Origin of the sequence: Acinetobacter sp. YH12135, from assembly GCF_013418565.1 — a bacterium.
Lineage (GTDB): Bacteria > Pseudomonadota > Gammaproteobacteria > Pseudomonadales > Moraxellaceae > Acinetobacter > Acinetobacter towneri.
Genome location: NZ_VPBU01000001.1, coordinates 196,340 through 223,339, shown reverse-complemented (window position 1 = coordinate 223,339; position 27,000 = coordinate 196,340). Strand labels below are relative to the sequence as shown.

The window sequence follows — 27,000 nt, the reverse complement described above, 5'->3', positions numbered from 1 at the left end:
CCTTTCGGAGTATTATTTGGTTTGGTTGGCTTTGACAATCTGATCGAAAATGCCATCATTTTCAAAGTGTTGCTTCTGAACTTTGCTCCATCCACCAAACTCTTGATCAATAGTCACCAACTTCAATGGTTTAAATTGCGACTTATATTGTGCCAACACCGTAGCATTACGTGGTCGGTAATAATTCTTCGCAGCAATGTTTTGACCCGCAGGCGAATAGAGATAGTTTAAATAGGCTTTGGCTAAGTGTTGATTGCCATCTTTTTGCACATTTTTCTCTACAATCGCCACAGGCGGTTCAGCCAAAATAGATAGAGAAGGCGTGATGATCTCAAATTTACCCGGTTGTTCACGCACGGCTAAATAGGCTTCATTTTCCCAAGCTAACAAAACATCACCAATGCCACGTTCTGCAAAAGTGGTGGTTGAGCCACGTGCGCCTGAATCCAATACTTTGGTTTGTTTATAAATTTGGCGAACAAACTCTTGCGCTTTAGCATCATTGCCCGCAGGTTGATGTTTTGCCCATGCCCACGCTGCCAAATAGTTCCAGCGTGCACCGCCAGATGTTTTTGGATTTGGAGTAATGATTTCCACACCAGGTTTGACCAAATCGCCCCAATCTCGAATACCTTTCGGGTTGCCTTTACGCACTAAAAATACAATTGTGGATGTATAAGGGGTCGAGTTGTGCGGAAATTTCTTTTGCCAGTCTTTAGGTAATAGACCGCGTTTGGCAATTTCATCAATATCGGCAGCCAGTGCCAAAGTCACGACATCGGCACCTAGACCATCAATCACCGCACGTGCCTGTTTGCCCGAACCGCCATGTGATTGTTTAAAGTTAATGTTTTGCCCGGTGGCTTTTTTCCAGTACGCACCGAAATCTTTGTTAAAGTTATCGTATAATTCACGGGTTGGATCGTAGGAAACATTCAGAAAGTCTTTTGCAGAAACGCTCAAGGTTGTTGCCGAAAGTACTGCCGCCAGTAGTCCAATTTTCAGTTTTGTAAAGTTCATGTTTGACCTCAGGTATTAAATCTGTTGTTGAATGAGGCAAGCATATCGGTAGTCTATTTGCTGAAAAAATAATTTAAAATGCGGTGAATATCAGTAAATGATAAATATAAATTTCTTCATTGTTTTCTATATTTAGAGATAAATAACGAGTACTTCTTCCATGCAGTGTTATAAAAATGCCAAGCCTACCGAGCAGATTCATGTGTTAGATCGCGCGTTTCATTATGGTGATGGATGCTTTAGCACTGCACGTTTTCGCCAAAATCAAATTGAATTATTTGACCGCCATTTGGCGCGTTTGCAATATGCCAATCGCCAACTTTCTTTAAATGCCAATCTTGAGTTAATCACTGAAACGCTGACAATTTTAAAGCAGGCGCATGGCGAGTTAAATGGTACTTTGAAGATTGTTTTAAGTCGTGGTGTGGGGCAGCGTGGCTACAGCTTGCCTGATCATCCTGCCGATGTTTGGGTGTTTTTCTATCCACAAGTACAAGCGGCTTTAGATACGGCATATCATTATGACATCATTCAAAGTGGCATCTTGGCACAAGCGATTGGACTAAGCATGCCGAATTTAGTTGGGCTGAAAAGTCTAAACCGACTTGAACAGGTATTGCTCAAACAAGAAGCCGATCAAAAAGGCTGGACAGAAGCTTTGGTTACTGATGTACAGGGCAGTGTGGTTGAAGGTGTGAGTAGTAATTGTTTCATTCGTATAAACAATACATGGATTACCCCGCAACTTGGTTATAATGGCGTGCACGGTGTCATGCGGGCAGAAATTTTATCGCGCATGCAACAACAGAATTTGCATTGTGAACAGCGTGATGTTCATGTTTCGGAAATTGCGCAGATTCAAAGTCTGTTTTTCTGTAATGCCTTAACGCCCATGAAAATTGTCAGCCATTTAGGGCAGCAGGTTTTAGATGTGCAGCCGTGTGTGGAACTATTTAAGCAACTTCAACTGAATCAGATTCATTCTTATGTCTAAGCGTCCATTAAAATCTAAAAAGAAAACCAAACCTATATGGTCTAAGCGTGCTATTCAGGGTGCGCTTATTTTTGTACTCGGACTGTTTTTGGTCATTGGCATGATCTTATGGTCAAGCTTATTTAAAGATTATCCTATTGAAGGCAAAAAACAATTATTGGCAATTAATGATGGTGATACTTACTCACGTTTTATTGATCGTTTGGCAGAACAAGATCATGTGAATTTTCCAATTGTTTTAAAACTCTATCAACGGGTGATGATTCACGACAGCATGAAAAAAGGCGTGTATGAAGTTCGTCAGGGTATGAGTGTACGTCAGGTTATGGAAATGATCGCCAATGCTGAAAATGCACAAATGAACCGTATTTTGGTGATCGAAGGCACGACTTTTAAACAATTGATTGATGCGTTAAAGAAAGATGAGTTAGTCACCAAAGAAGTGTCGCATTTGCCATATGATCAAATGCTAAAAGCTTTAAATATTCCTTTTACACATCCCGAAGGTTTATTTGCGCCGAATACTTATTTCTTTGCCAAAGGTGAAACTGACCGTAAAATTTTAACCGATTTATATCAGCGTCAAATGAAATCATTGGATGATGCTTGGAATAATCGTGCAGCAGATTTGCCCTATAAAAATAAATATGAAGCTTTAATCATGGCATCTATTATTGAAAAAGAAACCAATGTTGATGCTGAATTAGAGCAGGTTTCGGGTGTGTTTGTACGTCGTTTAAAACTGGGGATGCGTTTACAGACTGACCCAACCGTGATTTATGGTATGGGAGATCGTTATCAGGGCAATATCACCCGTCAGGATTTGCGCACTCCAACGCCATACAACACCTATACCATGAGTGGCTTAACGCCAACACCAATTGCTTTGCCAAGTCAAAAAGCCATTGAAGCGGCGATGCATCCAGATCAATCTGACAACATTTATTTTGTGGCGACAGGTAACGGTGGGCATAAATTTAGCACCAATTTGCAAGATCATAACCGTGCCGTACAGGAATATTTAAACGTACTGCGCATGAAAAAATCAGGGGAATAAGCATGTTTATCAGTTTTGAAGGTACTGAAGGGGTAGGCAAAACTACACTTATTCGCCGTATTCATGATTATTTTACTGCACAAGGTCAGTCGGTGGTTTTAACCCGTGAACCGGGTGGAACCCCTATGGCAGAGCAAATTCGTGCTTTGTTGCTCGAGGTCAACCATGAAGAAAAAATGTGTTCAGACACTGAGTTATTGTTGATGTATGCAGCGCGTGCACAGCATTTAGATCGGGTGATTTTACCTGCGTTGGCTGCAGGAAAAACTGTACTGTGTGACCGTTTTAGTGATGCGAGTTTTGCTTATCAGTGTGCAGGACGTGGTTTGAGTGAAAGCAAGTTGCAGACTTTAAATAATAACTTTGTGGCACGTATGCCTGACTTAACTTTCTGGCTGGATGCACCGATTGAACTGGGTATGACCCGTGCACGGGCACGTGGTGAACTTGATCGTTTTGAACAAGAGAAAGCAACTTTCTTTGAGAAAGTAAGAGGTGGCTATCAAACTTTGTGGGAGCGACACCCTGAGCGAGTGAAGCGCTTAGATGCAACACAAAGCCCCGATCAAGTATTTGCACAGGCGATGCACTATTTGCAAGCTAAGGCATAACAAACAAAGGTATAACAAGCCAATGGGTCATGGTTATGCATTTGATTGAATGGAAAAATCTTCTATAGTGGAAATGCTTTAGAAGATTTTTTTATTTAAATAATAGCGAATAGTAAATATGACCAAAGACGAAATTATTGAATTTTTAAAAGTTGAGTTTCCGCAAAGTTTGGAAAAATGTGAAATTGTGTCCATCAGGCCACGTGGGGCATTGGTGAATTATCACATCGATGAACGTGATTTACGCCCAGGTGGTACGGTATCAGGGCCGACTATGATGACTGTTGCAGACTATGCACTTTATATCGCCATTTTAGGGGAGTTGGGTTTGGTGGCTTTGGCGGTGACCAGTAATTTAAACATCAACTTTTTACGCAAGCCCGCAGCAGGGCGTAATTTACGTGGTGAATGTCGCTTAATGAAAGTAGGGAAAAACCTCGTGGTCGGTGAGGTTTGGGTATATTCCGAAGGTGTAGATGATGCCGTGGCGCATGTCACAGGGACGTATTCGATTCCACAGATTGGCTGAGAATAAAGTCAGCTTTATCTTAATTTTAGTTACTTATATTTACCATGTGGTTACATATGTACACATACCACATGAAAATCAGGGTTTGATTGGTTAAAAAATAATCACAAATATTTCATTTTATGTTTTTCATATAGATCAAATCTGCTTTTGTCTAAGCTAGCAACCCGTAAGTGATAAAACAAGGGAGCTAAATGCTTAAATTTAAGAACAATATTGTTCATGGAGCAATCTTTGATATGGATGGAACAATGTTTGATACTGAACGATTACGGTTTCAAACATTGAAGCAGGCATCTCAGGAGCTCATTGGCGTTGAATTTTCAGACGTATACCTCATGCAATGTTTGGGTTTGAGTGCAAAGAGCGCTGAACAACTGGCGCAAGCAGAATATAGTGCAGACATTCCTTACCGTGAGATCCGTCAGCGTGCTGATGAACTAGAACTAGAAAGTGTGCGCAATTTTGGTGTGCCCATTAAAAAAGGTTTGTTGCAGGTATTAGAGCGGTTAAGAAAGTCTGGCTTGAGAATGGCGGTTGCTACGTCTAGTCGTCGTGCCATTGCCGAAGAATATTTGATTAATGCCAATGTCTATAAGTTTTTTGATGTATTAGTTTGTGGCGATGAGGTGCAACAGGGCAAGCCACATCCTGAAATTTTTATAACAGCCGCACAAAAAATTAATCTAGATCCCAGCGAATGTTTCATGCTGGAAGATTCTGAAAATGGAATCAAATCTGCACATGCAGCGGGTGGCATAACCATACTATTTCGGGATATCAAAAAACCTAATGCTAATATGTTGTCACTCACGCAGCATTATTACGCAAGTATGCAAGCTTATTTAGATGACTTAAATCAAGTTATTCCTGTATTGGAAATGCCGAGTTTACAAGAGGCCTTCCCGCAAACTTTAAATCAGTTGAGTGTGGGGATTCATGGTTTTGGTGCAATAGGTGGGGGCTATTTGGCCCAAATTTTATCGCACTGGGATGGCTATACCCGTCCTAAACGTATTTATGCTTCTACACGGAATACCTTATATCGTTCTGCAGTAAACGCCTTTGGAACGTATTCAATTCGTTATGGACAATGTTCTTATGATGAACGAATTGAAAATATGCACATCATTGATGCGGAGAACTTGCAGCAGATGCAGCAAATGTATGTGGAGTCGAGCCTAATTGCATTATGTTTGCCTGAACATGCTTTACAGCAAGAGGCTAAAGTAATTGCGCAGGGCTTATATGCCCGTTTTATAGCGCAAGTTGAACTCCATCAGCCTTTAACTATTTTGGTAATTTTAAATAAAGTTGGGGCAAAACAGCTCTTGATGACGCATATTCATCAGGCGTTAGAGGCGTTGTTGGATCCCGATACGGCAGCCAAAATTATGGAGCAGCATTATTTTTGCGATACTGTCGTAAATAGAATGGTCTCTAAATTAAGCGATCAAAACTTATATCGCCAATTACGCATCAAGTATAATATTTTTAAGCAATTTCAGTTGGATGACGAAGCAGAGCCAATTGAAATTGAAGACAATACTCGATTGCAGCCTGAGCAAGAGCGTCAAGCCACCTTATATGTAGAAGATTTAAGACGCAATTTTCAGCCCAGTCACATTTTGCAAAGTATGGATTTAATTTTATTTCATGCTGAAAGTGACATGCCTATTTATGTGGAAAATGCCAGTCCATTATTGCAACACATGCGTCAAATGATTTTGGTAGATGATATTGCCGAAATCCAACTCATTAAAAATCGTTTATGGAATGGTGTACATGCCATGATGGCTTGGTTATCCAGTTTAATAGGGCATAACAGTATTGGTGTCGCAATGGCAGACCCATTGGTTGCAGATTTTACCCGCGCTGTTTCGGCACAAGTAGCGTTGGGATTAGCTGCACAGTTGCCGCATCGTCAGCAAAACTTAAAGCATCTGGCACAGAGCTTTCTGGACTCATGTGAACATGCCTATAAAGACCCGTGTCAGCGTGTGGCACGTGACCCTTTGCGTAAACTCTCAGCCAATGAACGGGTGATGGGTGCTTTGATTTATCATCTGCAGCATGATTTAGCTGCAAATTATGTGCAGAAAGGAGTGGTGTTGGGCTATCTGTATGCAATTAAAATGCAGCAGTTGGGGGCTCAAGCAGCATTACAGCATTTGTCAAAACAATTGCAAAATGCGCCTATAGACGAACAGACACGGCAGCAATTGCAGTACATAATTAGCCACCAATTACAGCAACTATTGGCTGGTCAAGTTCGCTTAGAAGCATTTATTCAAGATGGTACTCAAGTTGCAGCCGTAATCTAAAACTCAACTTGATGAATTCTTGGGGGGAGGTTTAGTAAGTTAACGTCATCATATTCAAAATGATAAAATATCGAATCGTGTTATGGAACACGATTCGGTGCTTTCTTGCATTAGAATTCAAATGCACTTTATTCACAGATACTTTTATGCAAATGCTGTTGTGTAACAAGCAATCAGATCACTCATTCACCAATGGAGTTTCCACTTGGAAATTTGGTGGAATGAGCACAGTTTTACGCAATTCAGGCGCAAGCTCTGGATAATCTAGCGTGAAGTGTAAACCACGTGATTCTTTGCGTTGCATGGCACAGCGCACAATCATTTCAGAAACCAGAACCAAATTACGCAGCTCAATCAAGTTTTTACTGACTTGATAGTCCTGATAATACTCGGTGATTTCACGTTTTAGCATTTCAATACGGTGTAAGGCACGCTCTAAACGCTTAGTGGTGCGTACAATGCCGACATAGTTCCACATGGTTGCACGTAGCTCATCCCAGTTTTGTAAAATCACCACATCTTCGTCAGGGTTCGTCACTTGCGAATCATCCCAAGCAGGAACTTCAGGCGAGCTATAATCTGCAGTGTAATGGGCTTCAATATGTTTGGCGGCAGCCATTCCATAGACAAAACATTCTAAAAGAGAGTTACTTGCCATACGGTTAGCGCCATGCAAACCTGTATAAGAAGTTTCACCAATCGCATATAAACCTGCAATATCGGTTTGACTATGTTCATCCACCATTACTCCGCCACAAGTGTAGTGGGCAGCAGGTACAACAGGAATCATATCGGTAGTGATATCAATGCCCAATTCCAGTAAACGTGCATACAGCGTTGGGAAGTGTTCTTTCACAAATTCTGCAGGTTTATGGGTGATGTCTAACCACACATGACGAATACCTAAGCGTTTGATTTCATAGTCAATCGCACGTGCTACAATGTCACGTGGCGCCAATTCTGCACGCTCATCAAAACGCAGCATAAAACGCTCACCATCGGGTAAACGCAAATATGCACCTTCACCACGCATGGCTTCAGTAATTAAAAACGAACGTGCTTGGGGATGATACAAACAGGTCGGGTGGAATTGATTAAACTCCATATTTGCCACACGGCAACCTGCACGGTATGCCATGGCCATACCATCACCTGTGGCAATGTCTGGGTTAGATGTATATAGATAGGCTTTCATTGCACCACCGCAGGCAAGTGCGGTAAACGGAGCAAGGAAGCTATGCACTTTTTGTGTTTTTTCATCTAGTGCATATAAGCCTAAAGTGCGATTGCTTTCATTTAAACCTAATTTTTGCGAGGTAATTAGGTCAATCGCAATAAAATTTTCAAAAATGGTGATGTTTTGCTGTTCTTGGACACGTTGTACTAAAGTGGTCGAAATTGCGCGTCCTGTTGCATCGGCTGCATGAATAATACGTCGCTGTGAGTGACCGCCTTCACGGGTTAAGTGCAACTGTTCTTGTTCATCTAAAGTAAATTGAACACCTTGTCTCAGCAGAAAATCTACCGAAGGTTTGCCGCCTTCTACGGTTTGTTTGACGGCATCCATTTCACATAAATGCGCACCTGCAATCATAGTGTCATCTATGTGTTGTTCAATTGAATCTGTTTCATCAAGCACTGCCGCGACACCGCCTTGCGCATAGAAGGTGCTGGCTTCAGTGAGGGTAGATTTCGCCAAAACGGCAATATTGAAATGCTGGGGTAATGAGAGCGCTAAACTCAAACCTGCACCACCACTTCCCACAATAATCACATCAAATTGATGTGTTGTGTTTAAATTAGGCATGTCCATCAGCTAATTTGAAAAAAGTTGGATAATGACACCCCTTTTTACAGAAAAAGGCAAGTGCGAAGTGGATTTGAATAATGAAAAAAAAGAATAAACTGGCAACTTTTATGGAATATCCCACTTTTATTGTGATTCGATTCCACGCTTTTCATTTATAGCACTTTGGCGCATCATTTTTGATGGGTCAAATATAAGATGCTATCTCAGCTATCCTCCACAGTGCCTGCCAAACCGTAATTGAAAAAGATTCAACATTTTATTACGCAAAAGCCTATTATTTTGTGCTAAATAAGGTGAGTTCAAAGTCATAATTATTATTGAGTGAATGCTATTTATGAAAAATCGCAACTTAAAAAAAGGTTTATATGCGGCTGTTTTTACTATGGCAACTGTGCAGACTCAAGCAGCACCACCAGTAGACTTTTCTAATTTGGTTGAGCAGGTTAGTCCTGCGGTGGTGAGTGTCAATGTTGTCAAAAAAATGAGTCAGGAAGAACTCTTACAACAACAGGTTCCAGAAATTTTACGCCGTTTTTTTGGCAATCAAGTGATTATTCCTCAACAGCAAATTCCACAAGAAAAAACAGGTTACGGCAGTGCCTTTTTTATCAGTAAAGATGGATACCTTTTAACCAATCACCACGTTGTTGAAGATGCTTCTAAAGTTACCATTGTACTGAATGACCGCCGTGAACTTGATGCAACTGTCGTGGGTAGTGATGAACGTACCGATGTCGCGTTATTAAAAGTGCAGGGCAGCAGTTATCCAGAACTGCGTACAGGCAATGTCGATCAATTACGTGTAGGTGAGCCTGTACTTGCGATTGGTTCACCATTTGGCTTTGACTATTCTGCATCGGCAGGAATCGTGAGTGCCAAAATGCGTAATATGATGGGTGAAACTTCAGTGCCATTTATTCAGACCGATGTGGCGCTTAACCCAGGTAACTCAGGCGGGCCACTATTTAACCAGCGCGGTGAAGTGGTCGGCGTGAACTCCCGTATTTTTAGTGGTACGGGTGGTTATATGGGCTTGTCATTCTCCATTCCTATTGATGTTGCCATGGATGTTGCCGATCAGTTAAAGCGTAACGGTAAAGTGACTCGTTCTTATTTAGGGGTGAGTTTGCAAGATATTGACCGCAATTTGGCAGAATCTTATAAACTCAGTAAGCCTGAAGGTTCATTAATTACTCAAGTTGCACCAAACTCACCTGCGGCACGTGCAGGTTTGCGCGCGGGCGATGTGATTCTTAAATACAACGGCACACCTATTTCCAGAACGTCTGAATTGTTGAACTATTTAAACCGTTCAGTGCCAAATCAAAGTATTCAGCTTGAAGTATTACGCGATGATAAACGCCGTAATATTACCGCTACGGTGAGCACAGCACCTGACGACACGCCTGCCAAAAACAACCCTGATACCGCAGCCAAAGGCCCTGTTTTAGGGGTGTCGATTCGTGATTTAAGCGTTGCAGAACAACGCCAATTAGATATTAAAGGCGGTGTGTTGATTCAGGAAGTGCGTCGTGGTGGTTCGGCAGCTCAGGCACGTATTATGCCAGGTGATGTGATTGTGCAACTGAATAACACCACCATCCAAAATGCCAACCAATTTGTTGAAACAGTATCTACCTTGAAACAAGGTACAATTGCGCGTGTGGTGATTATCCGTCAAGGGCAACGTGCGATTATTGGCATGCGTATTCAATAAGTTGATGTGGCATAAAATCGTAAATCTATCTAAAATTTAGAATCTTGCTAAACTTTAAATAGCCACTTATTTTAAGGAAGTCGCTCTTGAATTAGGGCGACTTTTTTATGTAACTCGGTATTTTTGTTAGACTAGACCGACATCGCCGTTTTAGTTAAAAGGATGACATGAGCAGCATATTTGATTTAAAAATCACCGTACAGCCAGAACATATTGATATTTTAGGGCATGTAAATAATGTGGTGTATGTGCAGTGGATGCAGGATGTAGCATCGGCACATATCGAAACATTAGGTTTAGGGGTGCTGGAATACTTAAAACTAAAACATGCGATGGTGGCGGTGGAACATCATGTGCAATATCGTAAAGCGGCACTCGAAGGTGAGGAGCTGATTTTGCGTACATGGTTAAGTGATTTGAATGCGTTGTATTCATTCCGCCAATATGCGTTTTATCGCCCTCAAGATAAAAGTCTGCTGTTTATGGGCAATACACAATGGGCTTGTGTGGAAATTGCTACAGGTCGTCCAAAACGCATGTCACCGACATTTACGCAAGCCTATCAACCCCTTGCTGCTGATGTGAATCCGTTGGATTTTAGTGAGTATGATTCATTAAGATGAGTTGAAGCACCAAGTGTAGCGTCATTGAAAGTTGCTGCATGTTATTGCTGTCGATGTTGTTAAAGAGGGTATTCACCTGTTTCAAATAGCATGAAGTATTCTTCAATTCTCACTTTAATTACGACACACATCTCTGCATAAAAAGCCTGAAACTCTCGAATAAAAAGAAAAACGCGTGAGGCTGCAAAAGGAAGTCATTATTATGGATACATTGAAAAATCCATCTGCTATAATCCTTCGCAATTTCTATTCGGCTTTTGCTCTGCATGAATTTTGAGGTGCAGAGCGTGTTATTTTTCAAGGTAACCCATGGCGCAAGCTAAAAAAACTGTTGATATTAAAAACATCCGTAACTTTTCGATCATTGCCCATATTGACCATGGTAAATCGACTCTAGCAGATCGTTTCATTCAAACCTGTGGTGGTTTACAAGATCGTGAGATGCAAGCTCAGGTGTTGGATTCTATGGAGCTTGAGCGTGAGCGTGGGATTACCATTAAAGCCACCTCAGTGACTTTATACTACAACCATCCAAATGGTCAGGAATACCAGTTAAACTTCATTGACACCCCAGGACACGTTGACTTTTCCTATGAAGTATCACGTTCTTTGGCAGCTTGTGAAGGTGCGCTATTGGTAGTCGATGCGGCACAAGGGGTAGAAGCGCAATCAGTTGCAAACTGCTATACCGCAATTGAGCAAGGCTTAGAAGTTTTACCTGTACTGAATAAAATTGATTTACCGCAGGCAGAACCTGAGCGCGTGATTCATGAAATTGAAGAAATTATTGGTATCGAAGCGCAAGATGCACCCACCTGTTCGGCTAAAACAGGTTTAGGCATCGACAATGTATTAGAAACCTTGGTGAATGTCATTCCTGCACCACAAGGTGATCGTGATGCGCCATTGCAAGCCTTAATTATTGACTCATGGTTTGATAACTATTTGGGCGTTGTGTCGCTGGTACGTATCAAGCAAGGTCGCGTGCGTAAAGGCGATAAAATGTTGATGAAATCGACAGGTCAAACGCACATTATTACCTCAGTTGGTATTTTTAATCCAAAACATACCGAAACAGGTATTTTGGAAGCAGGTGAAGTTGGCTTTGTTATTGCGGGTATTAAAGATATTTTTGGTGCGCCAGTGGGTGATACCATCACACTCGCAACTACACCAGAAGTAGAAACCTTACCAGGCTTTAAAAAAGTTAAGCCGCAGGTTTATGCAGGTTTATTCCCAATTGATGCCAGCGACTTTGAACCGTTCCGTGAAGCCTTGCACAAACTACAAATTAACGACTCAGCTTTGTTCTTTGAACCTGAAAGTTCAGATGCTTTAGGCTTTGGTTTCCGTTGTGGTTTCTTGGGCATGTTGCACATGGAAATCGTACAAGAGCGTTTAGAGCGTGAGTACGATTTAGACCTAATTTCATCAGCACCAACGGTTATTTATGAAGCTGTGATGAAAAATGGCGAAACGGTTTATATCGACAGTCCATCTAAAATGCCTGATGGTTCAACTGTAGAAGATTTGCGTGAACCGATTGCGGAATGTCATATTTTAGTGCCGCAAGAATACTTGGGTAACGTCATGACCCTATGTATTGAGCGTCGTGGTGTGCAAAAAGACATGAAATTCTTGGGTAACCAAGTGTCTATTACTTTTGAAATTCCAATGGCAGAAGTCGTGATGGATTTCTTTGATAAATTGAAGTCATGTTCACGTGGTTTTGCATCGTTAGATTATAACTTTGTGCGTTTTGAAAGTTCATCTTTGGTTAAAGTAGATGTACTGATTAACGGTGAAAAAGTTGATGCCTTAGCGATGATTTGTCACCGTCAGGATGCACGTCACCGTGGTATTGCCTTGGTTGAAAAAATGAAAGACTTGATTCCGCGTCAAATGTTTGATGTGGCTATTCAGGCTGCCATTGGTGCACAAATTATTGCGCGCTCAACCGTGAAAGCGATGCGTAAAAACGTACTTGCGAAGTGTTATGGCGGTGACGTTTCTCGTAAGAAGAAACTACTTGCCAAGCAAAAAGAAGGTAAGAAACGTATGAAGCAAGTGGGAAGTGTTGAAATCCCGCAAGAAGCTTTCTTAGCTGTACTTAAAGTCGAACGCTAAAATTATAAGGATAATAAACCCATGGATTTTGATTTTAATTTGATTCTCGTTCCTGCCACATTATTTTTTATTGCGGTGTGGCTGCTCGATAAATTTGTATTTAAGCAAAGAGCAACGAAAGGGCGAGGCAATGAAAACTTCATTATCACATGGGCTTATGATTTTTGGCCTGTTTTGGCAGTGGTGATGGTACTGCGTTCATTCCTGTATGAACCATTTAATATTCCGTCAGATTCTATGGTGCCAACCTTAGAAACGGGCGATTTTATTTTGGTGAACAAGTTTGAATATGGCGTGCGTTTGCCAATTATTAACAGCAAAATTATAGATGTGGGTTCGCCTGAGCGTGGCGAAGTTGCGGTGTTCCGTTATCCACCACAACCAAGCATTAGTTATATTAAGCGTATTGTCGGTTTACCAGGCGATCATATTGTTTATGATCATGGTCAGCTGAGCATTAATGGCGAGAAAGTAACGAAAACCCCAATCCAGTTTAGCCGTGAAAAAGACAGTCTAGATACACCTACTTCAATTTACCATCAGGAAACTTTAGGGGCGCATACATTTACCATGCGCGAGCTTGAAGGTGTAAACGTGGCGCGTCAGGCACCATTCCTGAACTATGTAGACAATGGTAAATATTCAGCAGAAAATGGTTTATATTGGGAAGTCAAAGTACCTGAAGGTCATTACTTCGCGATGGGGGATAACCGCGATCAAAGTGCTGACAGTCGTTTTTGGGGTTTTGTACCAGAGGAAAACCTAACAGGTCGTGCATTCTATGTGTGGATGCATAAAGAGCCTGGGTTTAATTTGCCGTCATTTAGTCGTAACGGCAAAATTGATTAATACAGCAGATTAGGAAAATAAAAAATGCGTCATCAACAAGGGGCATCCTATATTGCAATTTTAATTGCAATTATTGGTTTTGCATTTATGGCAAAAGTGGCAATTGCGGTTTGGGGACCATATTTCGATGATCGAATGTTGGACAATCAAATTGAAGAGCAATTGTTGAATGGGCCAAAAAACCTATCACCACAAAAGTTTATTGGTGAAATGGACAAGCGTTTAAGCATGAACAACATTCGCGATATTAAATTTGCAGATGTAGCTCAAGTGACCAACGTAGATGGTTTAGAAGTGAAAAAAGAATATGAAATAAGAAAACCTTTCTTATTGAATATTGATATTGTAATGAAGTTCGAGAAAAGTTTTGATCAAAGCTCAGTCCAAGCTAAATGAGACCCGTCTAGCCAGCCGAATCGGTTATCAGTTTAAGCAACCTGAATTGCTTAAACTGGCTTTGACTCACCGCTCGGTGAGTCATAAACACAATTACGAACGTCTGGAATTTCTAGGCGATTCGTTATTGGGAATGATTGTTGCCAATTATTTATATGTGGCTTATCCACATGAAAATGAAGGGCGTTTAACGCGCATGCGGGCAACACTGGTACGTCAGGAAGCCTTAGGCAAAATTGCCAATGATTTAAAGCTCAGCCAAAATTTAATTCTCAGTACGGGAGAATTGAAATCTGGCGGTCATCATCGTGAGTCTATACTGGCAGATACCGTAGAAGCGATTATTGGCGCTATTTATGTCGATAGCGGTGATTTGAATTTGCTGCAAACGATTGTGCTAAAATGGTACAGCCCTTATTTAGATCATATTGAGCCAACCGATCAACTCAAAGACCCTAAATCACGTTTACAAGAGTATTTACAAGCACGTAAAAAACCTCTCCCGGTTTACGAGGTTGTAGATATTCAGGGTGATGCACCGAATCAGCATTTTATTGTGGAATGCCGAGTCGATAGTTTACCTGTAATGAAGGGTGAAGGTTCAAGCCGTCGCTTTGCCGAGCAGGCAGTAGCGGCAGATATTTTAAAATTCTTGGAGCAAAAGTCTGAATGACCATCCATTCCGATCACGTAGATGCTGATCACGAGTCGAATAACGACGCCAATGACTTAATCAACCAGTTCTTTAGCGGTCAGGGAACTGAAATTCCATCTGATTTCCGCAGTGGTTTTGTTGCAATTGTTGGTCGCCCGAATGTGGGTAAATCGACCCTCATGAACCACTTATTGGGTCAAAAACTATCCATTACTTCACGTAAACCGCAAACCACACGTCACAAAATTGTGGGAATTGATTCACGTGAAAAATCTCAGGCTGTGTTTGTAGACACACCAGGGATGCATAAAAAAGAAGTCCGTGCCATCAACAAAATGATGAACCGTGCTGCATCATCTGCTTTGCGTGATGTGAACTTGGTTTTGTTTGTGGTGGATGCACAAAAATGGACGCAAAATGATGAGTTAGTCCTAGAAAAGCTGAAAAATGCAGAAATGCCAGTGATTCTGGTGATTAACAAACTCGACACTTTTGAGAATAAAAATCAGGCTTTGCCGATTATTCAAGAACGTGCCAAGTTAATGAACTTTGCCGAAATTGTACCTGTATCGGCATTGCGCGGCGCGAACCTAGATCATTTGCGTGACACGATTGAACGCTATTTGCCATTCCAGCCACCGTTGTATTCGCTAGATCAAATCACAGACCGTTCAGAACGTTTCTTGGCATCTGAAATTATCCGTGAAAAGATCATGCGCCAATTGGGCGAAGAACTGCCTTACGATTTAACCGTGCAAATCGAATCATTTAAAACTGAAGATGCGGTTTTAAATGAAAAAACGGGTCGTATGAAAGCACCATGTACCTATATTGATGCCACTATTTTTGTAGATCGCTCTGGTCAAAAAGCCATTGTGATTGGTGAAAAAGGCGCGAAGCTGAAAAAAATTGGTATGGATGCACGGGTCGACATGGAAAAAATGTTCGAGCAAAAAATCATGCTGACGCTTTGGGTGAAAGTCAAAGGTGGTTGGTCTGATGATGAACGTGCATTAAAAAGCTTAGGATATAGCGATATCTAAGTTTGACGAAAAGGGAACTGTGATGATGAAAGTGTTGGCCATTGTGGCATGTATGTTTGTCTTGCAAGGTTGTATTCACAAAGTTGTGACAGTTCCCGTAAAAGTTGCCTACAAAACTACAAAGGGTGTGGTGAAAGGCACTGCTGCTGTAGTTGGTGCTGTCATTCCAGATGGTGATGACGAAGAAAAATCCAAACAAGAATCCTCTAAAGAACAGGATTAATTGACGCTATCATGCGTAATGAAATCTTGCATGGTTATTTAATCCATCATCGAAAATACCGCGAACGTAGCCATATTGTGCACTTGTTTACCCGCGAACATGGGCGGGTTGATGGTATTTTAAGACAAATGCCACCGCCACAATATCAACCGATTCGCATACAAGCTTCGGGAAAATCAGACCTTAAAAATTTCACCAAGCTGGAAATTGTCAATCAACCGGTTTTCTTCTTTGGTGATGCATTTTTTTCAGGCTTTTATTTAAATGAAATCGTGCTGCGCTTATGTTCTGCCGAAGTGGAAATGCCAGAAACTTTTGTGCAATATCACCAGACTTTGGCGCATTTACAACACTTATCTAGTCAAGAAAATCCCAATCTATTCTTAAGACAAATTTTACGTCAGTTTGAACATGCATTATTGGAAGAATTAGGCTATGCGATTGATTTTTCAGTCGATGCGAACCAAGAGCCAATTCAGCCCAATCTACATTATCATTTTCAACTGAATGATGGTTTTATCCCTACCGCACAAGCATCACGGGCTAACTTAGTCGGTACACAGATCCTCAGTATGTGCGACTATGAAAAAGGTAGGGATTTTAACCCAGAGCAGTTACAATTACTGTCTCGGCTGTATCGACAAATGATTAGTTCACTGTTGGGTGATCGACCTTTAAAAAGTCGCCAATTGTGGATTCAGAATTCTCAAACCCAAGCGTAATGTAGGAACCTATTATGGCTTTACTCGGTGTCAATATTGACCATGTGGCAACTTTAAGACAAGCGCGTGGCACGAACTATCCAGACCCTGTGAAGGCCGCATTAGTTTGTGAACAGGCGGGTGCAGAGGGGATTACTTTGCATTTGCGTGAAGACCGTCGTCATATTCAGGATGATGATGTGCGTCGTATGCGTCCGTTGCTAAAAACTCGTATGAATTTGGAAATGGCAGTTACTGAAGAAATGATCGAGTTTGCCAAAGAAATTCGTCCACAGCATGTATGTTTGGTACCTGAGCGCCGTGAAGAAGTAACCACTGAAGGTGGTTTGGATGTAGTAGGCAATTTTGCAGCAGTTAAGGCCGCTACTCAGGAATTAACAGCAATTGGCTGTGATGTGTCACTGTTTATTGATGCAGATCTTGCACAAATTGATGCGGCCGTTGCATGTGGTGCACCGACCATTGAAATTCATACAGGCGCGTATGCCAATGCAGAAAATGAAGCTGCACAGCAAGCCGAATTGACCCGTATTGTTCAGGGCGTAGAATATGCAGCTAGCCGTGGCTTAGTGATTAATGCAGGGCATGGCTTGAACTTGGACAATGTAGGTGCAATTGCCGCTATTCAACACATCCATGAGTTAAATATTGGTCATGCTTTAATTGGTGATGCTGTATTTGTCGGCTTGGAACAGGCTGTTAAACGCATGAAAGCTGCGATTGATGCAGCGCGTTAATCTGCATATTTAAAATTGAAAGATAAAATTTGAAACGTTATGTCCAGCATAAATTATGATGAATTGATGCAGCCTGTGATAGCATTTTTAGGCTGCGAAACACCCAAAGAATGGTTGAACGAAGCATTAAATAATTTAGATATTTTGATGCAAGATCATGCTAACTGTGAGAAAAAAGCAGCAGGCACAGCCATGAATCTGATGTTTCGTTACAGCTTTTTTACCGATTTGCAGGTCAAACTGGCACAGTTGGTACGCGAAGAAATGCTGCATTATGAGCAGGTGCTAGAGTTCATGGCAAAGCGTGGGCAAATGTGGCAGGGTTTAAGTGCAGGGCGTTATGCAGGCGGTTTACGTAAAGAAATCCGTACCTATGAACCTGAAGCACTAATTGATGTTTTGGTGATAGGTGCCTTTGTAGAAGCACGTTCATGCGAGCGGTTTTATGCGCTTGCGCCATTGGTAGATGAAGAATTAGGTAAGTATTACCGTTATTTACTGAAATCAGAATCACGGCATTATGAAGATTATTTGGCACTGGCTTTGGATGTAGCAAAAACAGCAAAACTGAAAAACCCTGAAGAAGATATTCAGGGGCGAATTCAGCATATACGTGAAGTGGAAAAGAATCTTATTTTAAGTCCAGATGATCTGTTCCGTTTTCATAGTGGTGTGCCTGTGCAAGCCGCTTAAAACTTGTAGATGATCTAAGATAGAAAACGGAACTTCGGTTCCGTTTTTTTATCAATCAAGTTATTGCTTAGGTATTTTGATTGTGGATTGTTGCCTAAGTCACTTAGAAATGATCAAGGCTAAGATTAGGAATTACATTAAGCTGAATTGCCCAAAACAGTTACATTCATCTTTTTGAACGATTAAGGCATGAATCGCTGCTTGGTTATTTACAGACCACATCATCCATAAATTTTAGGCAATAAAAAACCCAAGTCGTTATGCTTGGGCTTTTTAGAATTTGGCTCTCCCACCTGGGCTCGAACCAGGGACCTGCGGATTAACAGTCCGTCGCTCTACCGACTGAGCTATGGGAGAATCTGAATGCGATTATAAGCAGATTTAAGCAAGGGTCAAGCATAAATTGTCATGTTTCTTTCATTTTGACTTTATATGCTTTTTATTTGAACAAAAAACAAAATTTTATTAAAAAATCACCCACAAGACTTGCGTTACACAAAATCGGTTGTTAGTCTGAGTGACAGAACAAAGCGTTTAAGTAGCATCTTAAACAGTGTGGATTTAACCCAACTTGCCAGCACTAAAATGGCTAAATCGGAGTAAGCGAATGAATACGCTCAGCATTTCTGACATTTTTTCTCAATTTTCTTATTATCAAGAACATTATCTTTCTATCTTGTCTACGCCTGAACAATACTACACTGCTGTAGAAGGCGCGTTTATTCATGTCTGGCCTTTGGCACCTCAAGATTTGTATTTGGGCGATTTATTGCAGTTGTGGTTTAGTGAAAAATGGCTCATTCAATCGACCTGCCAATTGCTTTCAGACCATCCAGACAACGGCACAAAAAAACCATTGCAGCGTGATCATGATTTGTATTTGTACCAACTGGCGGGCAGCGCGCTTTCGGGGAGTAACCGTTCACGCGTGTGGTCTGTGTCTGAACAAAAACAATTGCGTGTAGAATTAGACTTTACTTTTCGCTATTTATGTGAATATAAAGGAACATCTCAACCTACAGTGTCTAAATCAGAACTGATTACTGCGTTGAAAAACAGTGTTTAATCTATGATGATTGATCATTGCCAGCCAAATAGATTTGCATTGAATCGAGTTAAATGACTCGCACCAAAATAGTGTTATAAACTGCGATAAAAATTTGCGAACAGCTTGAAAAGGATATTCAGCCGTGTGGATTAAAATATGCATTGCCATGCTCGCATTTGCTGCAAATTCTTTGCTGTGTCGTTTGGCATTGGCTGAACAGCAAATTGACCCTATGAGTTTTAGTTTGCTCAGGGTTGGCAGTGGGGCAGTGTGCTTAGGCATATTCTATGCTGTTTTGCAGGTTCAACAACCAATTCAATTCCAATGGAAATCTGCATTAAGCCTTGCTGTATATCTACTCGGTTTTTCGTTGGCATATTTGCATATAGATGCAGGCATTGGTGCATTGATTCTATTTGGCGCAGTGCAAATCACCATGATCAGTTATGCAATTTTGCATGGTGAGCGCATGACTTTGCCGCGCTGGGTCGGGTTAGGCTGTGCTGTATTGGGGATGGGCTTGTTGCTATTGCCTGAAGCCAGTACGCCAACGTTCAAATATGCGCTGATGATGTTACTGGCAGGTATTGCATGGGGTTTTTATAGCATTACTGCAAAGACGATGCAGCATGCTTTAACTAATACTCTGTCTAATTTCATTCTGGCGACTCCGCTTGTTGCTGTATTTTTTCTTTGGTATTTACCCGAAAGTTTTATCACTTGGCAGGGGGTGGTTTTGGCGGTCTTGTCGGGTGCATTGGCTTCGGCTGGAGCGTATGTGTTGTGGTACAGCATTGTGAAAAAAATTGATCACATTACCGCAAGTACTGTGCAACTTTCTGTGCCGTGTTTGGCGATTTTAGGCGGTGTAATTTTTCTAGGCGAACAACTCACCCTGTTGAAGGTCGTGGCAACCTTGATTGTGTTATGTGGTATTTTGATGGTGATTTTAACTAAACCACGTGTATAAAACCGTTTAGATTGCAGCGGGTTTGGTCTTTTATTGAATTTCTTATATCTATCAAGAAATGATCTTGAGGCTTTTTAAAAGCGTTATTTGTGATCTCTCTCCTCAGAAATGAGGAAAAATGATGAGTGAAAAAACGTAATTAAAACAAAAACCCACGATTCAATCGTGGGTTTTGTTCATCTAAACAGGTTTAGATTATTTGGCAGCTTTTTCAGCTTCGATTGAAGCAATCGCTTCATCTACACCTTCAATTGATTCTGCTGCTTTTTTGATACGTGCAAGCGCATCTACAAGCACTTCGTCTGCAGTTGCATAAGAAATACGCATGAAACCGCCTAAACCGAACGCATCACCAGGAACAACGGCAACACCAGTTTCTTCCAATAACCAAGCAGAGAATTCTGTGCAAGATTTTAAGCCTTTCGCACGAATCAATGGTTTGATGTTTGCATACGCATAGAATGCGCCATCTGCAGGTAAGCAAGAAATACCTTTGATGTCATTCAAACCATTTACAACTAAGTCGTGACGGCGTTTGAATGCTTCAACCATTGGCTCAAGTACGTCTTGTGGGCCGTTCAATGCAGCTTCTGCAGCAACTTGCGAAATAGAAGTTGGGTTAGAAGTCGATTGAGATTGAATTTTCTTCATCGCACCAATTAGTTTAGCAGGGCCCGCTGCATAGCCAATACGCCAGCCAGTCATTGCATAAGCTTTAGACACACCGTTTAATACGATTGTGCGGTCATAAAGGTCTGGTGCAACTGTCGCGATGTTATAGAACTCATCATCCCAACGGATTGGTTCATACATATCGTCAGATGCAATGAATACTTCAGGGTATTTACGTAGTACAGCAGCCAAAGCTTCTAATTCAGCTTTGGTGTAGATCATACCTGTAGGGTTAGATGGGCTGTTTAACACCACTAAACGTGTTTTGTCAGTGATCGCAGCTTCTAATTGTTCAGGCGTGATTTTGAAACGTTGTTCTTCACCACATTCCACAATGACTGGCACGCCTTCAGCAATAATCACCATATCTGGATAGCTTACCCAGAACGGTGCAGGGATAATCACTTCATCACCCTTGTTTAACAAAGCCAACGCCAAGTTAAAGAATGATTGCTTACCACCACAAGACACCAAAATTTGGTTCGCTTGGTAGTCAAGATTATTGTCACGTTTTAATTTTGCGATAATGGCTTTTTTAAGACCAGGCGTACCGTCAACAGCAGTATATTTTGTAAAACCGTTATTAATTGCTGCAATAGCTGCATCTTTGATGTGTTGTGGTGTATCGAAATCCGGTTCACCTGCACCCAAACCAATAACGTTATGACCCGCAGCTTTAAGTTCAGCGGCTTTATTGGTTACTGCAAGTGTTGGGGACGGTTTGATGGCATTGACACGATCAGAGAGACGTACGTCCACGGCATATTCCTTCTTATAGGGATAAAAAAATAAAAAGCATATTATCTTAGCCTAAATTCGATGTCTGCGTCGTTTAAAATTGCATCAAATTAATAAAAAATCACCAAATTAGACCAATTTCCTATGAAATCGTGATTAAAACTGCTGTGAGGTGGAAGTTTCTCGCATCGGGCGGCAAAAAACTTTAAAATAGTCCAAATTTTATAAGAGTGATGGTCATGAGTAAGCAGCAGCCTACTTCAAAAAAACCATTGGTGAATCTCCCATTCCCAATGCCAAACACAGCGCAGGATAATGATCAGGCGGTACATAATTCGGTGCGTCCTAAACCTGAGCAATATGCGGATAAGACTTGGCCACCGCCACGTGGTACTCGTCGTTCGATGGGTAAGCGCTAAAAAAATGCCACAATTACGTGGCATTTTTTATTGATGGGGATTTAAAAGTATTGAAATTAACGAACATGCTTACGCGCTTTGTTGGCAGGTTTTGGCGGCGAGATTTCACGTACGCCATGCCATACATCGCTAAAATCTTGCTCGTTGATATTATACAATTCCAATAAAGCCAAAATCGCTGCACCAAATAGCATTGGGCCTTCTGAATTATTTTGGAACTCGAATACCTTACCATTTAAGTTGTGCAAAATATCCTGAATTTCAAAGACCCGATCACGCCCATTGCTGTCAGTTGGGTACATTTGTGTATTCAATATGATTTTAGCCAAGGCTTTTTCATTATCGCTCAATGCCAAGACTTCAATTAATTCATCGGTGGCAGGGGTAAAAATCACAGAATCACGGTAAATGGTGTGTAGTAATTTTTGCGTTAGTTTAGGCAATGCTTTTTCGACAAAAGGACGAAACGACGCAGGAAAAATCACATTATGGGCAATGCCTTTAAACATAGGGGCAATTTCTTCAACCGTATAACCTGCAATACCACAACCAATTGAAGTTAAAAAATACTTCATTTTAGGATGGTTTTTGGCATAGATTTTAAAGTCATCCACATAGTGCTGAATTTGCGATAGTGGCATTTGTTGTAAATGTTCATTCATGGTTGGAATGGCAAAACTTTGTCCTGCCCAACCGCGCCCGACGCCTTCAACGGCACCAAAAAATTCTTTGGCTGTTCGTGCTGCACCACCTGCATGTTGTCCTGCCATGTTACTGCCAAATACGAAAACAGTATCTTCAGGGAGGCTTTTGATAATTGATTCGTCGTGATATTGGTAAGTCATGAATGTGTGCTTTTATGGTTGTCGTCCTGAAATTTCATGTTGCCTTTGAATAGCCAGTGGGTCAAGTCTTAAAGCAGTTTCCCCGTGCTCAATTTAGTCGTAGCACATCTTCGTTCTAACAGCGTCCACTACAGAATTAAAACCGAGCAATGGCTTTGTAGCTACGCAACATCGCCACAACATATTCGGATGTCCTGAGTGTAGGCAAATCTGCTAAAATATTAGGTCACATCAAACCTGAGAGCTGCATTTGTGAGTGATAAGCAACCTTTCGATTTAGTCACCAACTATCAACCTGCGGGTGACCAACCACAAGCCATTGAAAAATTGGTTCAAGGGATAGAACAGGGCTATCATGATCAGCTATTACTTGGGGTTACAGGCTCAGGTAAGACTTATACCATGGCCAATGTGATTGCCAGAACACAGCGTCCGACCATTGTCATGGCACATAACAAAACGCTGGCAGCGCAGTTGTATGGTGAGTTTAAAGCGTTCTTTCCGAACAACGCAGTCGAATATTTTGTCAGTTATTATGACTATTATCAGCCTGAAGCCTATGTACCATCTTCCGATACTTTTATTGAAAAAGATGCGGCTATTAATGATCATATTGACCAAATGCGACTCTCGGCCACACGTGCTTTGCTAGAGCGTCGTGATGCCATTATTGTCGCATCGGTATCTGCAATTTACGGTTTGGGTGACCCCAATGCTTATATGAGCATGTTGCTGCATGTGGTGCAAGGTGATCGGGTGAATCGTGATGATTTGATCCGTCGTTTGGTGGAAATGCAATATAGCCGTAATGAGCTAGAGTTTTTGCGCGGTACTTACCGTATTCGTGGTGAAATTTTAGATATTTTCCCTGCTGAATCTGATCAGCATGCTATTCGCATAGAATTATTTGATGATGAAGTCGATTCGATTCGTTGGTTTGATCCATTAACAGGCAAATTGGTGCGTAAAGTGCCGCGCGTGACTATTTATCCTAAAAGTCACTATGTTACGCCTAAGGATAATTTGGAACGTGCGATTGGTACCATTAAAGAAGAACTAAAAGAGCGTTTGGTGTTTTTTCGCGAACATGACAAATTGCTAGAAGCGCAGCGCATAGAACAACGTACCCGCTATGATTTAGAAATGATGCAGCAATTGGGCTATACCAACGGCATCGAAAACTATTCACGACATTTGTCTGGACGACCTGCAGGCGAAGCACCGCCCACTTTGTTTGATTATGTACCTGATGATGCCTTGCTGATTATTGATGAATCGCACGTGACCGTTCCGCAAATTGGCGCGATGTATAAAGGTGACCGATCACGTAAAGAAAACTTGGTGAATTATGGTTTCCGTTTACCTAGTGCGTTAGACAACCGTCCAATGAAATTTGAAGAATGGGAGCGCATCGTCCCATCCACAATTTATGTGAGCGCTACACCTGCACAATATGAGTTGGAAAAATCGCAACAAATTGTAGAGCAAGTGGTGCGTCCAACAGGATTGATTGACCCAGAAATTGAAATTCGTCCTGTGTTAACGCAGGTGGATGATGTGCTGTCTGAAATCAATTTGCGTAAAGAATTGAATGAGCGGGTGTTGGTCACCACTTTAACCAAACGCATGGCTGAAGATTTGACCTCGTATTTAAAAGAATACGGCATTCAAGTGGCTTATTTACACTCTGATATTGATACCGTAGAACGCGTCAAAATTATTCACGAATTACGTACAGGCGTGCATGATGTCTTGGTTGGCATTAACCTGTTACGAGAAGGTTTAGACATGCCTGAAGTGTCTTTAGTGGCAATTTTAGATGCCGACAAAGAAGGCTTTTTACGTTCAGAACGTTCGTTGATTCAAACCATTGGACGTGCAGCACGTAACTTGAAAGGTAAAGCAATTTTATATGCAGATCGCATTACCGATTCAATGCAAAAGGCGATAGATGAAACAGAGCGTCGTCGTGCCAAACAAATTGAATTTAATGAATTGCACGGCATTACTCCACGTAGTGCAGTGCGTCAGGTGATTAAAGAAATCGACACAGGTGAAGTGCTGAACGATGAGCAAATTGATGAAAAAATCAATGCACAAAGCCGTGCTTTAAGTGACGATGAACAGCACATTTTGGCTGATCCTAAACTGTATGCCAAACATATTGCCAAACTTGAAAAAGAGATGTTGAAAGCATCTAAAGAACTGCAATTTGAACAAGCGGCTCGTTTACGTGATGAAATTTTGCGTTTAAAAGCGCAAATGTTGCAATCTGGCTAAATTGGGGCGAACTGCACTGTCAGTGTAAGTGCGAGTTTGCATACTAAACTTGCTATGTAAAATTTGAGTTGCAAAAATTACATATCCATACAGTAAATTGAAATGCTTGCGGTTATTTTTGAAGAAGATAAACAAAATTGACTGAACATTAGAGTTTAGAGGTTGGGACAATGGCTAAAAAACTTCCGTTTGCAGGTGCGCGACTTGCCAAAATTGCCCTTGGTGGTGTGGTGCTGATTGGTTTGGGTGCTGCGACTATGGCATATTCCAAAACCAATGAACCGATGAAAACGGTAGAAAAAGTCGAATTAGATAAATATTTAGGCGTTTGGTATGAGGTTGCAAGAAAGCCTTTATATTTCCAAAACAAATGCGGTTCAAATGTAACAGCAGCATATACATTGAATGAAAATGGCAATGTGCAGGTGGATAACCGTTGTATTGCAAAAGATGGCAAACAAATGCGTGCTTTGGGCGAAGCTTTTGTACAAAATGCGCCTTTTAACAGCAAACTCAAAGTTAGCTTTTTACCTGAAGTCATTCGTTGGTTGCCTGTAGGGCGTGGTGATTATTGGGTGTTAAAGCTAGATGATAACTATCAAACTGCCTTGGTGGGTGAACCACGCCGTAAATATTTATGGGTACTTTCACGTACGCCGCATCCTGATCAGGCTGTCGTGACTGAATATCTGAACTATGCCAAATCACTCGGTTATGACTTAAGTGATGTGATTTATACCAGACATACGCAAACTAAAAAGTCAGACTAAGTTGCAGCAGCTCCAGAGCTACTTATAGATATAAGCAGACAAACGTATGCAGACCAATTGACCACGCAAAAGCTGCGTGGTTTTTTATATCCTGTCATTTTAAATTTTGAACATTCGATCAATCTCTAAAACAACGTATATATGAGTATAATGCCGACTGATATAGGGGAGAGTCGGATGTATAAAGGCATTGCACTATCGGTTTTAGCATCGGTCACTTTTGGGGTGCTGTATTTTTATACCCAATTACTCAAACCTTTAGACAGCGAAGAAACTTTTGCGTGGCGTATGTTGGCAACTTTGCCATTCCTAACTTTGTTTATGTGGTGGTCGGGAGATTTAAAACATATTTCCGCGATTTTTCAGCGGCTCAAACAACAACCACAATTCATACTTTGGCTGATTTTTAGTTCTTTTTTATGCACTACGCAATTGTGGTTATTTTTGTGGGGGCCGATTAACGGGCGTGGTTTGCAGGTTTCTTTGGGTTATTTCTTATTGCCTTTGATCATGGTTTTGCTTGGCTGTGTGCTATATAAAGAAAAGTTATCGACTTGGCAGATGGCAGCAGTTGCCTTAGCCGTGCTAGGTGTCAGTCATGAAATCTGGCGCATTGGCACGGTGGCGTGGGAAACCTTATATGTGGCATTTGCCTATCCTTTATATTTCTTTTTACGTCGGGTCTTTCAAACCGATCACTTGGGCGGGTTTTGGTGGGATTTACTGCTAGTTATTCCTGTCGCGGTATATTTAGGCTTTTATTATAGTGACAGTGTAAATGTCATCGCAGCTTTTCCATATTTAATTTGGTCGGTACTTGGATTGGGCTTTTTAAGTGCATTGGGACTTGGCAGTTATATTTTGGCCAGCCGCCATTTGCCTTTTGTGATTTTTGGTTTACTGAGTTATTTAGAACCTGTGCTGTTGGCTTTTGTGTCTATGTTGTTAGGTGAACGAGTTGAAGCAGGGGAATGGCTGACTTATATCCCAATTTGGTTGGCAGTTGCATTATTGGTGGTTGAAGGGTGTTTGCATTTAAGAAAACAAAAAATGAATCAGCAAGATTTACAGCAGAAGATTCAACAGTCATCTGGACAATAAAAGCCGTCGCTGTGGTGAGATATTCAA

26 protein-coding genes and 1 tRNA gene are annotated in these 27,000 nt (G+C 41.3%); 22 read left to right on the top strand and 5 right to left on the bottom strand.

All coding sequences use genetic code 11. From position 1 onward, the window contains the following. Nucleotides 1-12: 12 nt before the first annotated feature. Nucleotides 13-1,020, bottom strand: coding sequence for a sulfate ABC transporter substrate-binding protein (locus FTU70_RS01020; protein WP_004971740.1), 1,008 nt, complete (start codon nucleotides 1,018-1,020; stop codon nucleotides 13-15). 160 nt (nucleotides 1,021-1,180) lie between these two features. Between FTU70_RS01020 and pabC the strand changes: the two genes are divergently transcribed. The 5 genes from pabC to mtlD all read left to right on the top strand — a co-directional run bounded on the left by pabC (nucleotide 1,181) and on the right by mtlD (nucleotide 6,535). After that, entirely contained in the window at nucleotides 1,181-2,014 is an 834-nt protein-coding gene (gene pabC, locus FTU70_RS01015; RefSeq protein WP_004971738.1) for an aminodeoxychorismate lyase, read from the top strand. Next, a complete protein-coding gene (mltG, locus tag FTU70_RS01010; RefSeq protein ID WP_180059847.1) occupies nucleotides 2,007-3,071 on the top strand; it encodes an endolytic transglycosylase MltG in 1,065 nt (354 codons plus the stop codon). The genes pabC and mltG overlap by 8 nt, the downstream gene beginning before the upstream one ends. A gap of 2 nt (nucleotides 3,072-3,073) precedes the next feature. Beyond that, nucleotides 3,074-3,682 (top strand): dTMP kinase, encoded by a 609-nt coding sequence (gene tmk, locus FTU70_RS01005; protein ID WP_131261157.1) that lies wholly within the window; start codon nucleotides 3,074-3,076, stop codon nucleotides 3,680-3,682. Between the two features lie 118 nt (nucleotides 3,683-3,800). Beyond that, complete coding sequence (locus FTU70_RS01000; RefSeq protein ID WP_180059844.1) at nucleotides 3,801-4,211, top strand: PaaI family thioesterase; 411 nt, start codon at nucleotides 3,801-3,803, stop codon at nucleotides 4,209-4,211. Between the two features lie 194 nt (nucleotides 4,212-4,405). Then, nucleotides 4,406-6,535, top strand: a complete 2,130-nt coding sequence (gene mtlD, locus FTU70_RS00995; protein ID WP_180059842.1) for a bifunctional mannitol-1-phosphate dehydrogenase/phosphatase — start codon at nucleotides 4,406-4,408, stop codon at nucleotides 6,533-6,535. Nucleotides 6,536-6,713: 178 nt separating this feature from the next. On the opposite strand, the gene nadB is transcribed toward mtlD, so the two are convergent. Next, nucleotides 6,714-8,348 carry an L-aspartate oxidase gene (nadB, locus tag FTU70_RS00990; protein WP_154320890.1) on the bottom strand — a complete coding sequence of 545 codons (1,635 nt, stop codon included), beginning with the start codon at nucleotides 8,346-8,348 and terminating at the stop codon, nucleotides 6,714-6,716. A gap of 331 nt (nucleotides 8,349-8,679) precedes the next feature. On the opposite strand from nadB, the gene FTU70_RS00985 reads away from it, so the two are divergent. From FTU70_RS00985 to FTU70_RS00935, 11 genes are all read left to right on the top strand, one after another. Beyond that, nucleotides 8,680-10,062, top strand: a complete 1,383-nt coding sequence (locus FTU70_RS00985) for a Do family serine endopeptidase (protein ID WP_131261155.1) — start codon at nucleotides 8,680-8,682, stop codon at nucleotides 10,060-10,062. Nucleotides 10,063-10,229: 167 nt separating this feature from the next. Continuing rightward, a complete protein-coding gene (locus FTU70_RS00980) occupies nucleotides 10,230-10,685 on the top strand; it encodes a thioesterase family protein (RefSeq protein ID WP_004971726.1) in 456 nt (151 codons plus the stop codon). 309 nt (nucleotides 10,686-10,994) lie between these two features. Continuing rightward, complete coding sequence (lepA, locus tag FTU70_RS00975; protein ID WP_004971725.1) at nucleotides 10,995-12,812, top strand: translation elongation factor 4; 1,818 nt, start codon at nucleotides 10,995-10,997, stop codon at nucleotides 12,810-12,812. Between the two features lie 21 nt (nucleotides 12,813-12,833). Continuing rightward, on the top strand, nucleotides 12,834-13,661 hold the full coding sequence (lepB, locus tag FTU70_RS00970) for a signal peptidase I (protein WP_004971724.1): 828 nt from the start codon (nucleotides 12,834-12,836) through the stop codon (nucleotides 13,659-13,661). Nucleotides 13,662-13,685: 24 nt separating this feature from the next. After that, the gene (locus tag FTU70_RS00965) at nucleotides 13,686-14,057 is read left to right on the top strand and encodes a DUF4845 domain-containing protein (RefSeq protein WP_004971723.1); all 372 of its coding nucleotides are present in this window, start codon (nucleotides 13,686-13,688) and stop codon (nucleotides 14,055-14,057) included. After that, the gene (rnc, locus tag FTU70_RS00960) at nucleotides 14,029-14,730 is read left to right on the top strand and encodes a ribonuclease III (RefSeq protein ID WP_004971722.1); all 702 of its coding nucleotides are present in this window, start codon (nucleotides 14,029-14,031) and stop codon (nucleotides 14,728-14,730) included. Before FTU70_RS00965 ends, rnc begins: the two co-directional genes overlap by 29 nt. After that, nucleotides 14,727-15,755 (top strand): GTPase Era, encoded by a 1,029-nt coding sequence (gene era, locus FTU70_RS00955; protein ID WP_004971721.1) that lies wholly within the window; start codon nucleotides 14,727-14,729, stop codon nucleotides 15,753-15,755. Before rnc ends, era begins: the two co-directional genes overlap by 4 nt. A gap of 22 nt (nucleotides 15,756-15,777) precedes the next feature. After that, complete coding sequence (locus tag FTU70_RS00950; protein ID WP_019837686.1) at nucleotides 15,778-15,978, top strand: NF038104 family lipoprotein; 201 nt, start codon at nucleotides 15,778-15,780, stop codon at nucleotides 15,976-15,978. A gap of 8 nt (nucleotides 15,979-15,986) precedes the next feature. Continuing rightward, nucleotides 15,987-16,700 (top strand): DNA repair protein RecO, encoded by a 714-nt coding sequence (gene recO, locus FTU70_RS00945; RefSeq protein WP_178865723.1) that lies wholly within the window; start codon nucleotides 15,987-15,989, stop codon nucleotides 16,698-16,700. 11 nt (nucleotides 16,701-16,711) lie between these two features. Beyond that, nucleotides 16,712-17,437: a pyridoxine 5'-phosphate synthase gene (gene pdxJ, locus FTU70_RS00940; RefSeq protein WP_026438307.1), complete on the top strand. Its 726-nt coding sequence runs from the start codon at nucleotides 16,712-16,714 to the stop codon at nucleotides 17,435-17,437. A 39-nt stretch (nucleotides 17,438-17,476) separates the two neighbouring features. Continuing rightward, complete coding sequence (locus FTU70_RS00935; protein ID WP_004971715.1) at nucleotides 17,477-18,130, top strand: tRNA-(ms[2]io[6]A)-hydroxylase; 654 nt, start codon at nucleotides 17,477-17,479, stop codon at nucleotides 18,128-18,130. A 281-nt stretch (nucleotides 18,131-18,411) separates the two neighbouring features. On the opposite strand, the gene FTU70_RS00930 is transcribed toward FTU70_RS00935, so the two are convergent. Then, nucleotides 18,412-18,487: transfer RNA gene (locus tag FTU70_RS00930), tRNA-Asn, on the bottom strand. A 250-nt stretch (nucleotides 18,488-18,737) separates the two neighbouring features. Between FTU70_RS00930 and FTU70_RS00925 the strand changes: the two genes are divergently transcribed. Together FTU70_RS00925 and FTU70_RS00920 are read left to right on the top strand one after the other, a co-directional pair. Beyond that, on the top strand, nucleotides 18,738-19,196 hold the full coding sequence (locus tag FTU70_RS00925; protein WP_179990066.1) for a hypothetical protein: 459 nt from the start codon (nucleotides 18,738-18,740) through the stop codon (nucleotides 19,194-19,196). Nucleotides 19,197-19,320: 124 nt separating this feature from the next. Further along, nucleotides 19,321-20,148, top strand: coding sequence for a DMT family transporter (locus FTU70_RS00920; protein WP_180051606.1), 828 nt, complete (start codon nucleotides 19,321-19,323; stop codon nucleotides 20,146-20,148). 195 nt (nucleotides 20,149-20,343) lie between these two features. Here FTU70_RS00920 and FTU70_RS00915 read toward each other — a convergent pair whose 3' ends face one another. Continuing rightward, entirely contained in the window at nucleotides 20,344-21,579 is a 1,236-nt protein-coding gene (locus FTU70_RS00915; RefSeq protein ID WP_004971708.1) for a pyridoxal phosphate-dependent aminotransferase, read from the bottom strand. Nucleotides 21,580-21,797: 218 nt separating this feature from the next. Here FTU70_RS00915 and FTU70_RS00910 point away from each other — a divergent pair, with 218 nt between their 5' ends. Further along, nucleotides 21,798-21,977 carry a hypothetical protein gene (locus FTU70_RS00910; protein ID WP_004971707.1) on the top strand — a complete coding sequence of 60 codons (180 nt, stop codon included), beginning with the start codon at nucleotides 21,798-21,800 and terminating at the stop codon, nucleotides 21,975-21,977. A 56-nt stretch (nucleotides 21,978-22,033) separates the two neighbouring features. Here FTU70_RS00910 and FTU70_RS00905 read toward each other — a convergent pair whose 3' ends face one another. Further along, the gene (locus FTU70_RS00905; protein WP_004971705.1) at nucleotides 22,034-22,822 is read right to left on the bottom strand and encodes a hypothetical protein; all 789 of its coding nucleotides are present in this window, start codon (nucleotides 22,820-22,822) and stop codon (nucleotides 22,034-22,036) included. Between the two features lie 252 nt (nucleotides 22,823-23,074). Between FTU70_RS00905 and uvrB the strand changes: the two genes are divergently transcribed. From uvrB to rarD, 3 genes are all read left to right on the top strand, one after another. Next, on the top strand, nucleotides 23,075-25,102 hold the full coding sequence (uvrB, locus tag FTU70_RS00900) for an excinuclease ABC subunit UvrB (protein WP_104851763.1): 2,028 nt from the start codon (nucleotides 23,075-23,077) through the stop codon (nucleotides 25,100-25,102). 170 nt (nucleotides 25,103-25,272) lie between these two features. Beyond that, a complete protein-coding gene (locus tag FTU70_RS00895; RefSeq protein ID WP_180059840.1) occupies nucleotides 25,273-25,872 on the top strand; it encodes a lipocalin family protein in 600 nt (199 codons plus the stop codon). A gap of 177 nt (nucleotides 25,873-26,049) precedes the next feature. After that, nucleotides 26,050-26,973 (top strand): EamA family transporter RarD, encoded by a 924-nt coding sequence (gene rarD / locus FTU70_RS00890; protein WP_154320882.1) that lies wholly within the window; start codon nucleotides 26,050-26,052, stop codon nucleotides 26,971-26,973. The last annotated feature ends 27 nt before the right edge of the window (nucleotides 26,974-27,000 follow it).

What these genes read in the sequence shown, in the direction of transcription:
- lepA (WP_004971725.1), top strand. Translation starts at nt 10,995, where the DNA reads ATGGCGCAAGCTAAAAAAACTGTTGATATTAAAAACATCCGTAACTTT.
- FTU70_RS00985 (WP_131261155.1), top strand. Translation starts at nt 8,680, where the DNA reads ATGAAAAATCGCAACTTAAAAAAAGGTTTATATGCGGCTGTTTTTACT.
- FTU70_RS01020 (WP_004971740.1), bottom strand. Translation starts at nt 1,020, where the DNA reads ATGAACTTTACAAAACTGAAAATTGGACTACTGGCGGCAGTACTTTCG.
- FTU70_RS00965 (WP_004971723.1), top strand. Translation starts at nt 13,686, where the DNA reads ATGCGTCATCAACAAGGGGCATCCTATATTGCAATTTTAATTGCAATT.
- FTU70_RS00905 (WP_004971705.1), bottom strand. Translation starts at nt 22,822, where the DNA reads ATGACTTACCAATATCACGACGAATCAATTATCAAAAGCCTCCCTGAA.
- FTU70_RS00980 (WP_004971726.1), top strand. Translation starts at nt 10,230, where the DNA reads ATGAGCAGCATATTTGATTTAAAAATCACCGTACAGCCAGAACATATT.
- FTU70_RS00895 (WP_180059840.1), top strand. Translation starts at nt 25,273, where the DNA reads ATGGCTAAAAAACTTCCGTTTGCAGGTGCGCGACTTGCCAAAATTGCC.
- FTU70_RS00950 (WP_019837686.1), top strand. Translation starts at nt 15,778, where the DNA reads ATGATGAAAGTGTTGGCCATTGTGGCATGTATGTTTGTCTTGCAAGGT.
- tmk (WP_131261157.1), top strand. Translation starts at nt 3,074, where the DNA reads ATGTTTATCAGTTTTGAAGGTACTGAAGGGGTAGGCAAAACTACACTT.
- lepB (WP_004971724.1), top strand. Translation starts at nt 12,834, where the DNA reads ATGGATTTTGATTTTAATTTGATTCTCGTTCCTGCCACATTATTTTTT.
- FTU70_RS00935 (WP_004971715.1), top strand. Translation starts at nt 17,477, where the DNA reads ATGTCCAGCATAAATTATGATGAATTGATGCAGCCTGTGATAGCATTT.
- era (WP_004971721.1), top strand. Translation starts at nt 14,727, where the DNA reads ATGACCATCCATTCCGATCACGTAGATGCTGATCACGAGTCGAATAAC.
- mltG (WP_180059847.1), top strand. Translation starts at nt 2,007, where the DNA reads ATGTCTAAGCGTCCATTAAAATCTAAAAAGAAAACCAAACCTATATGG.
- FTU70_RS00910 (WP_004971707.1), top strand. Translation starts at nt 21,798, where the DNA reads ATGAGTAAGCAGCAGCCTACTTCAAAAAAACCATTGGTGAATCTCCCA.
- pabC (WP_004971738.1), top strand. Translation starts at nt 1,181, where the DNA reads ATGCAGTGTTATAAAAATGCCAAGCCTACCGAGCAGATTCATGTGTTA.
- mtlD (WP_180059842.1), top strand. Translation starts at nt 4,406, where the DNA reads ATGCTTAAATTTAAGAACAATATTGTTCATGGAGCAATCTTTGATATG.
- rarD (WP_154320882.1), top strand. Translation starts at nt 26,050, where the DNA reads ATGTATAAAGGCATTGCACTATCGGTTTTAGCATCGGTCACTTTTGGG.
- FTU70_RS00925 (WP_179990066.1), top strand. Translation starts at nt 18,738, where the DNA reads ATGAATACGCTCAGCATTTCTGACATTTTTTCTCAATTTTCTTATTAT.
- nadB (WP_154320890.1), bottom strand. Translation starts at nt 8,348, where the DNA reads ATGGACATGCCTAATTTAAACACAACACATCAATTTGATGTGATTATT.
- FTU70_RS01000 (WP_180059844.1), top strand. Translation starts at nt 3,801, where the DNA reads ATGACCAAAGACGAAATTATTGAATTTTTAAAAGTTGAGTTTCCGCAA.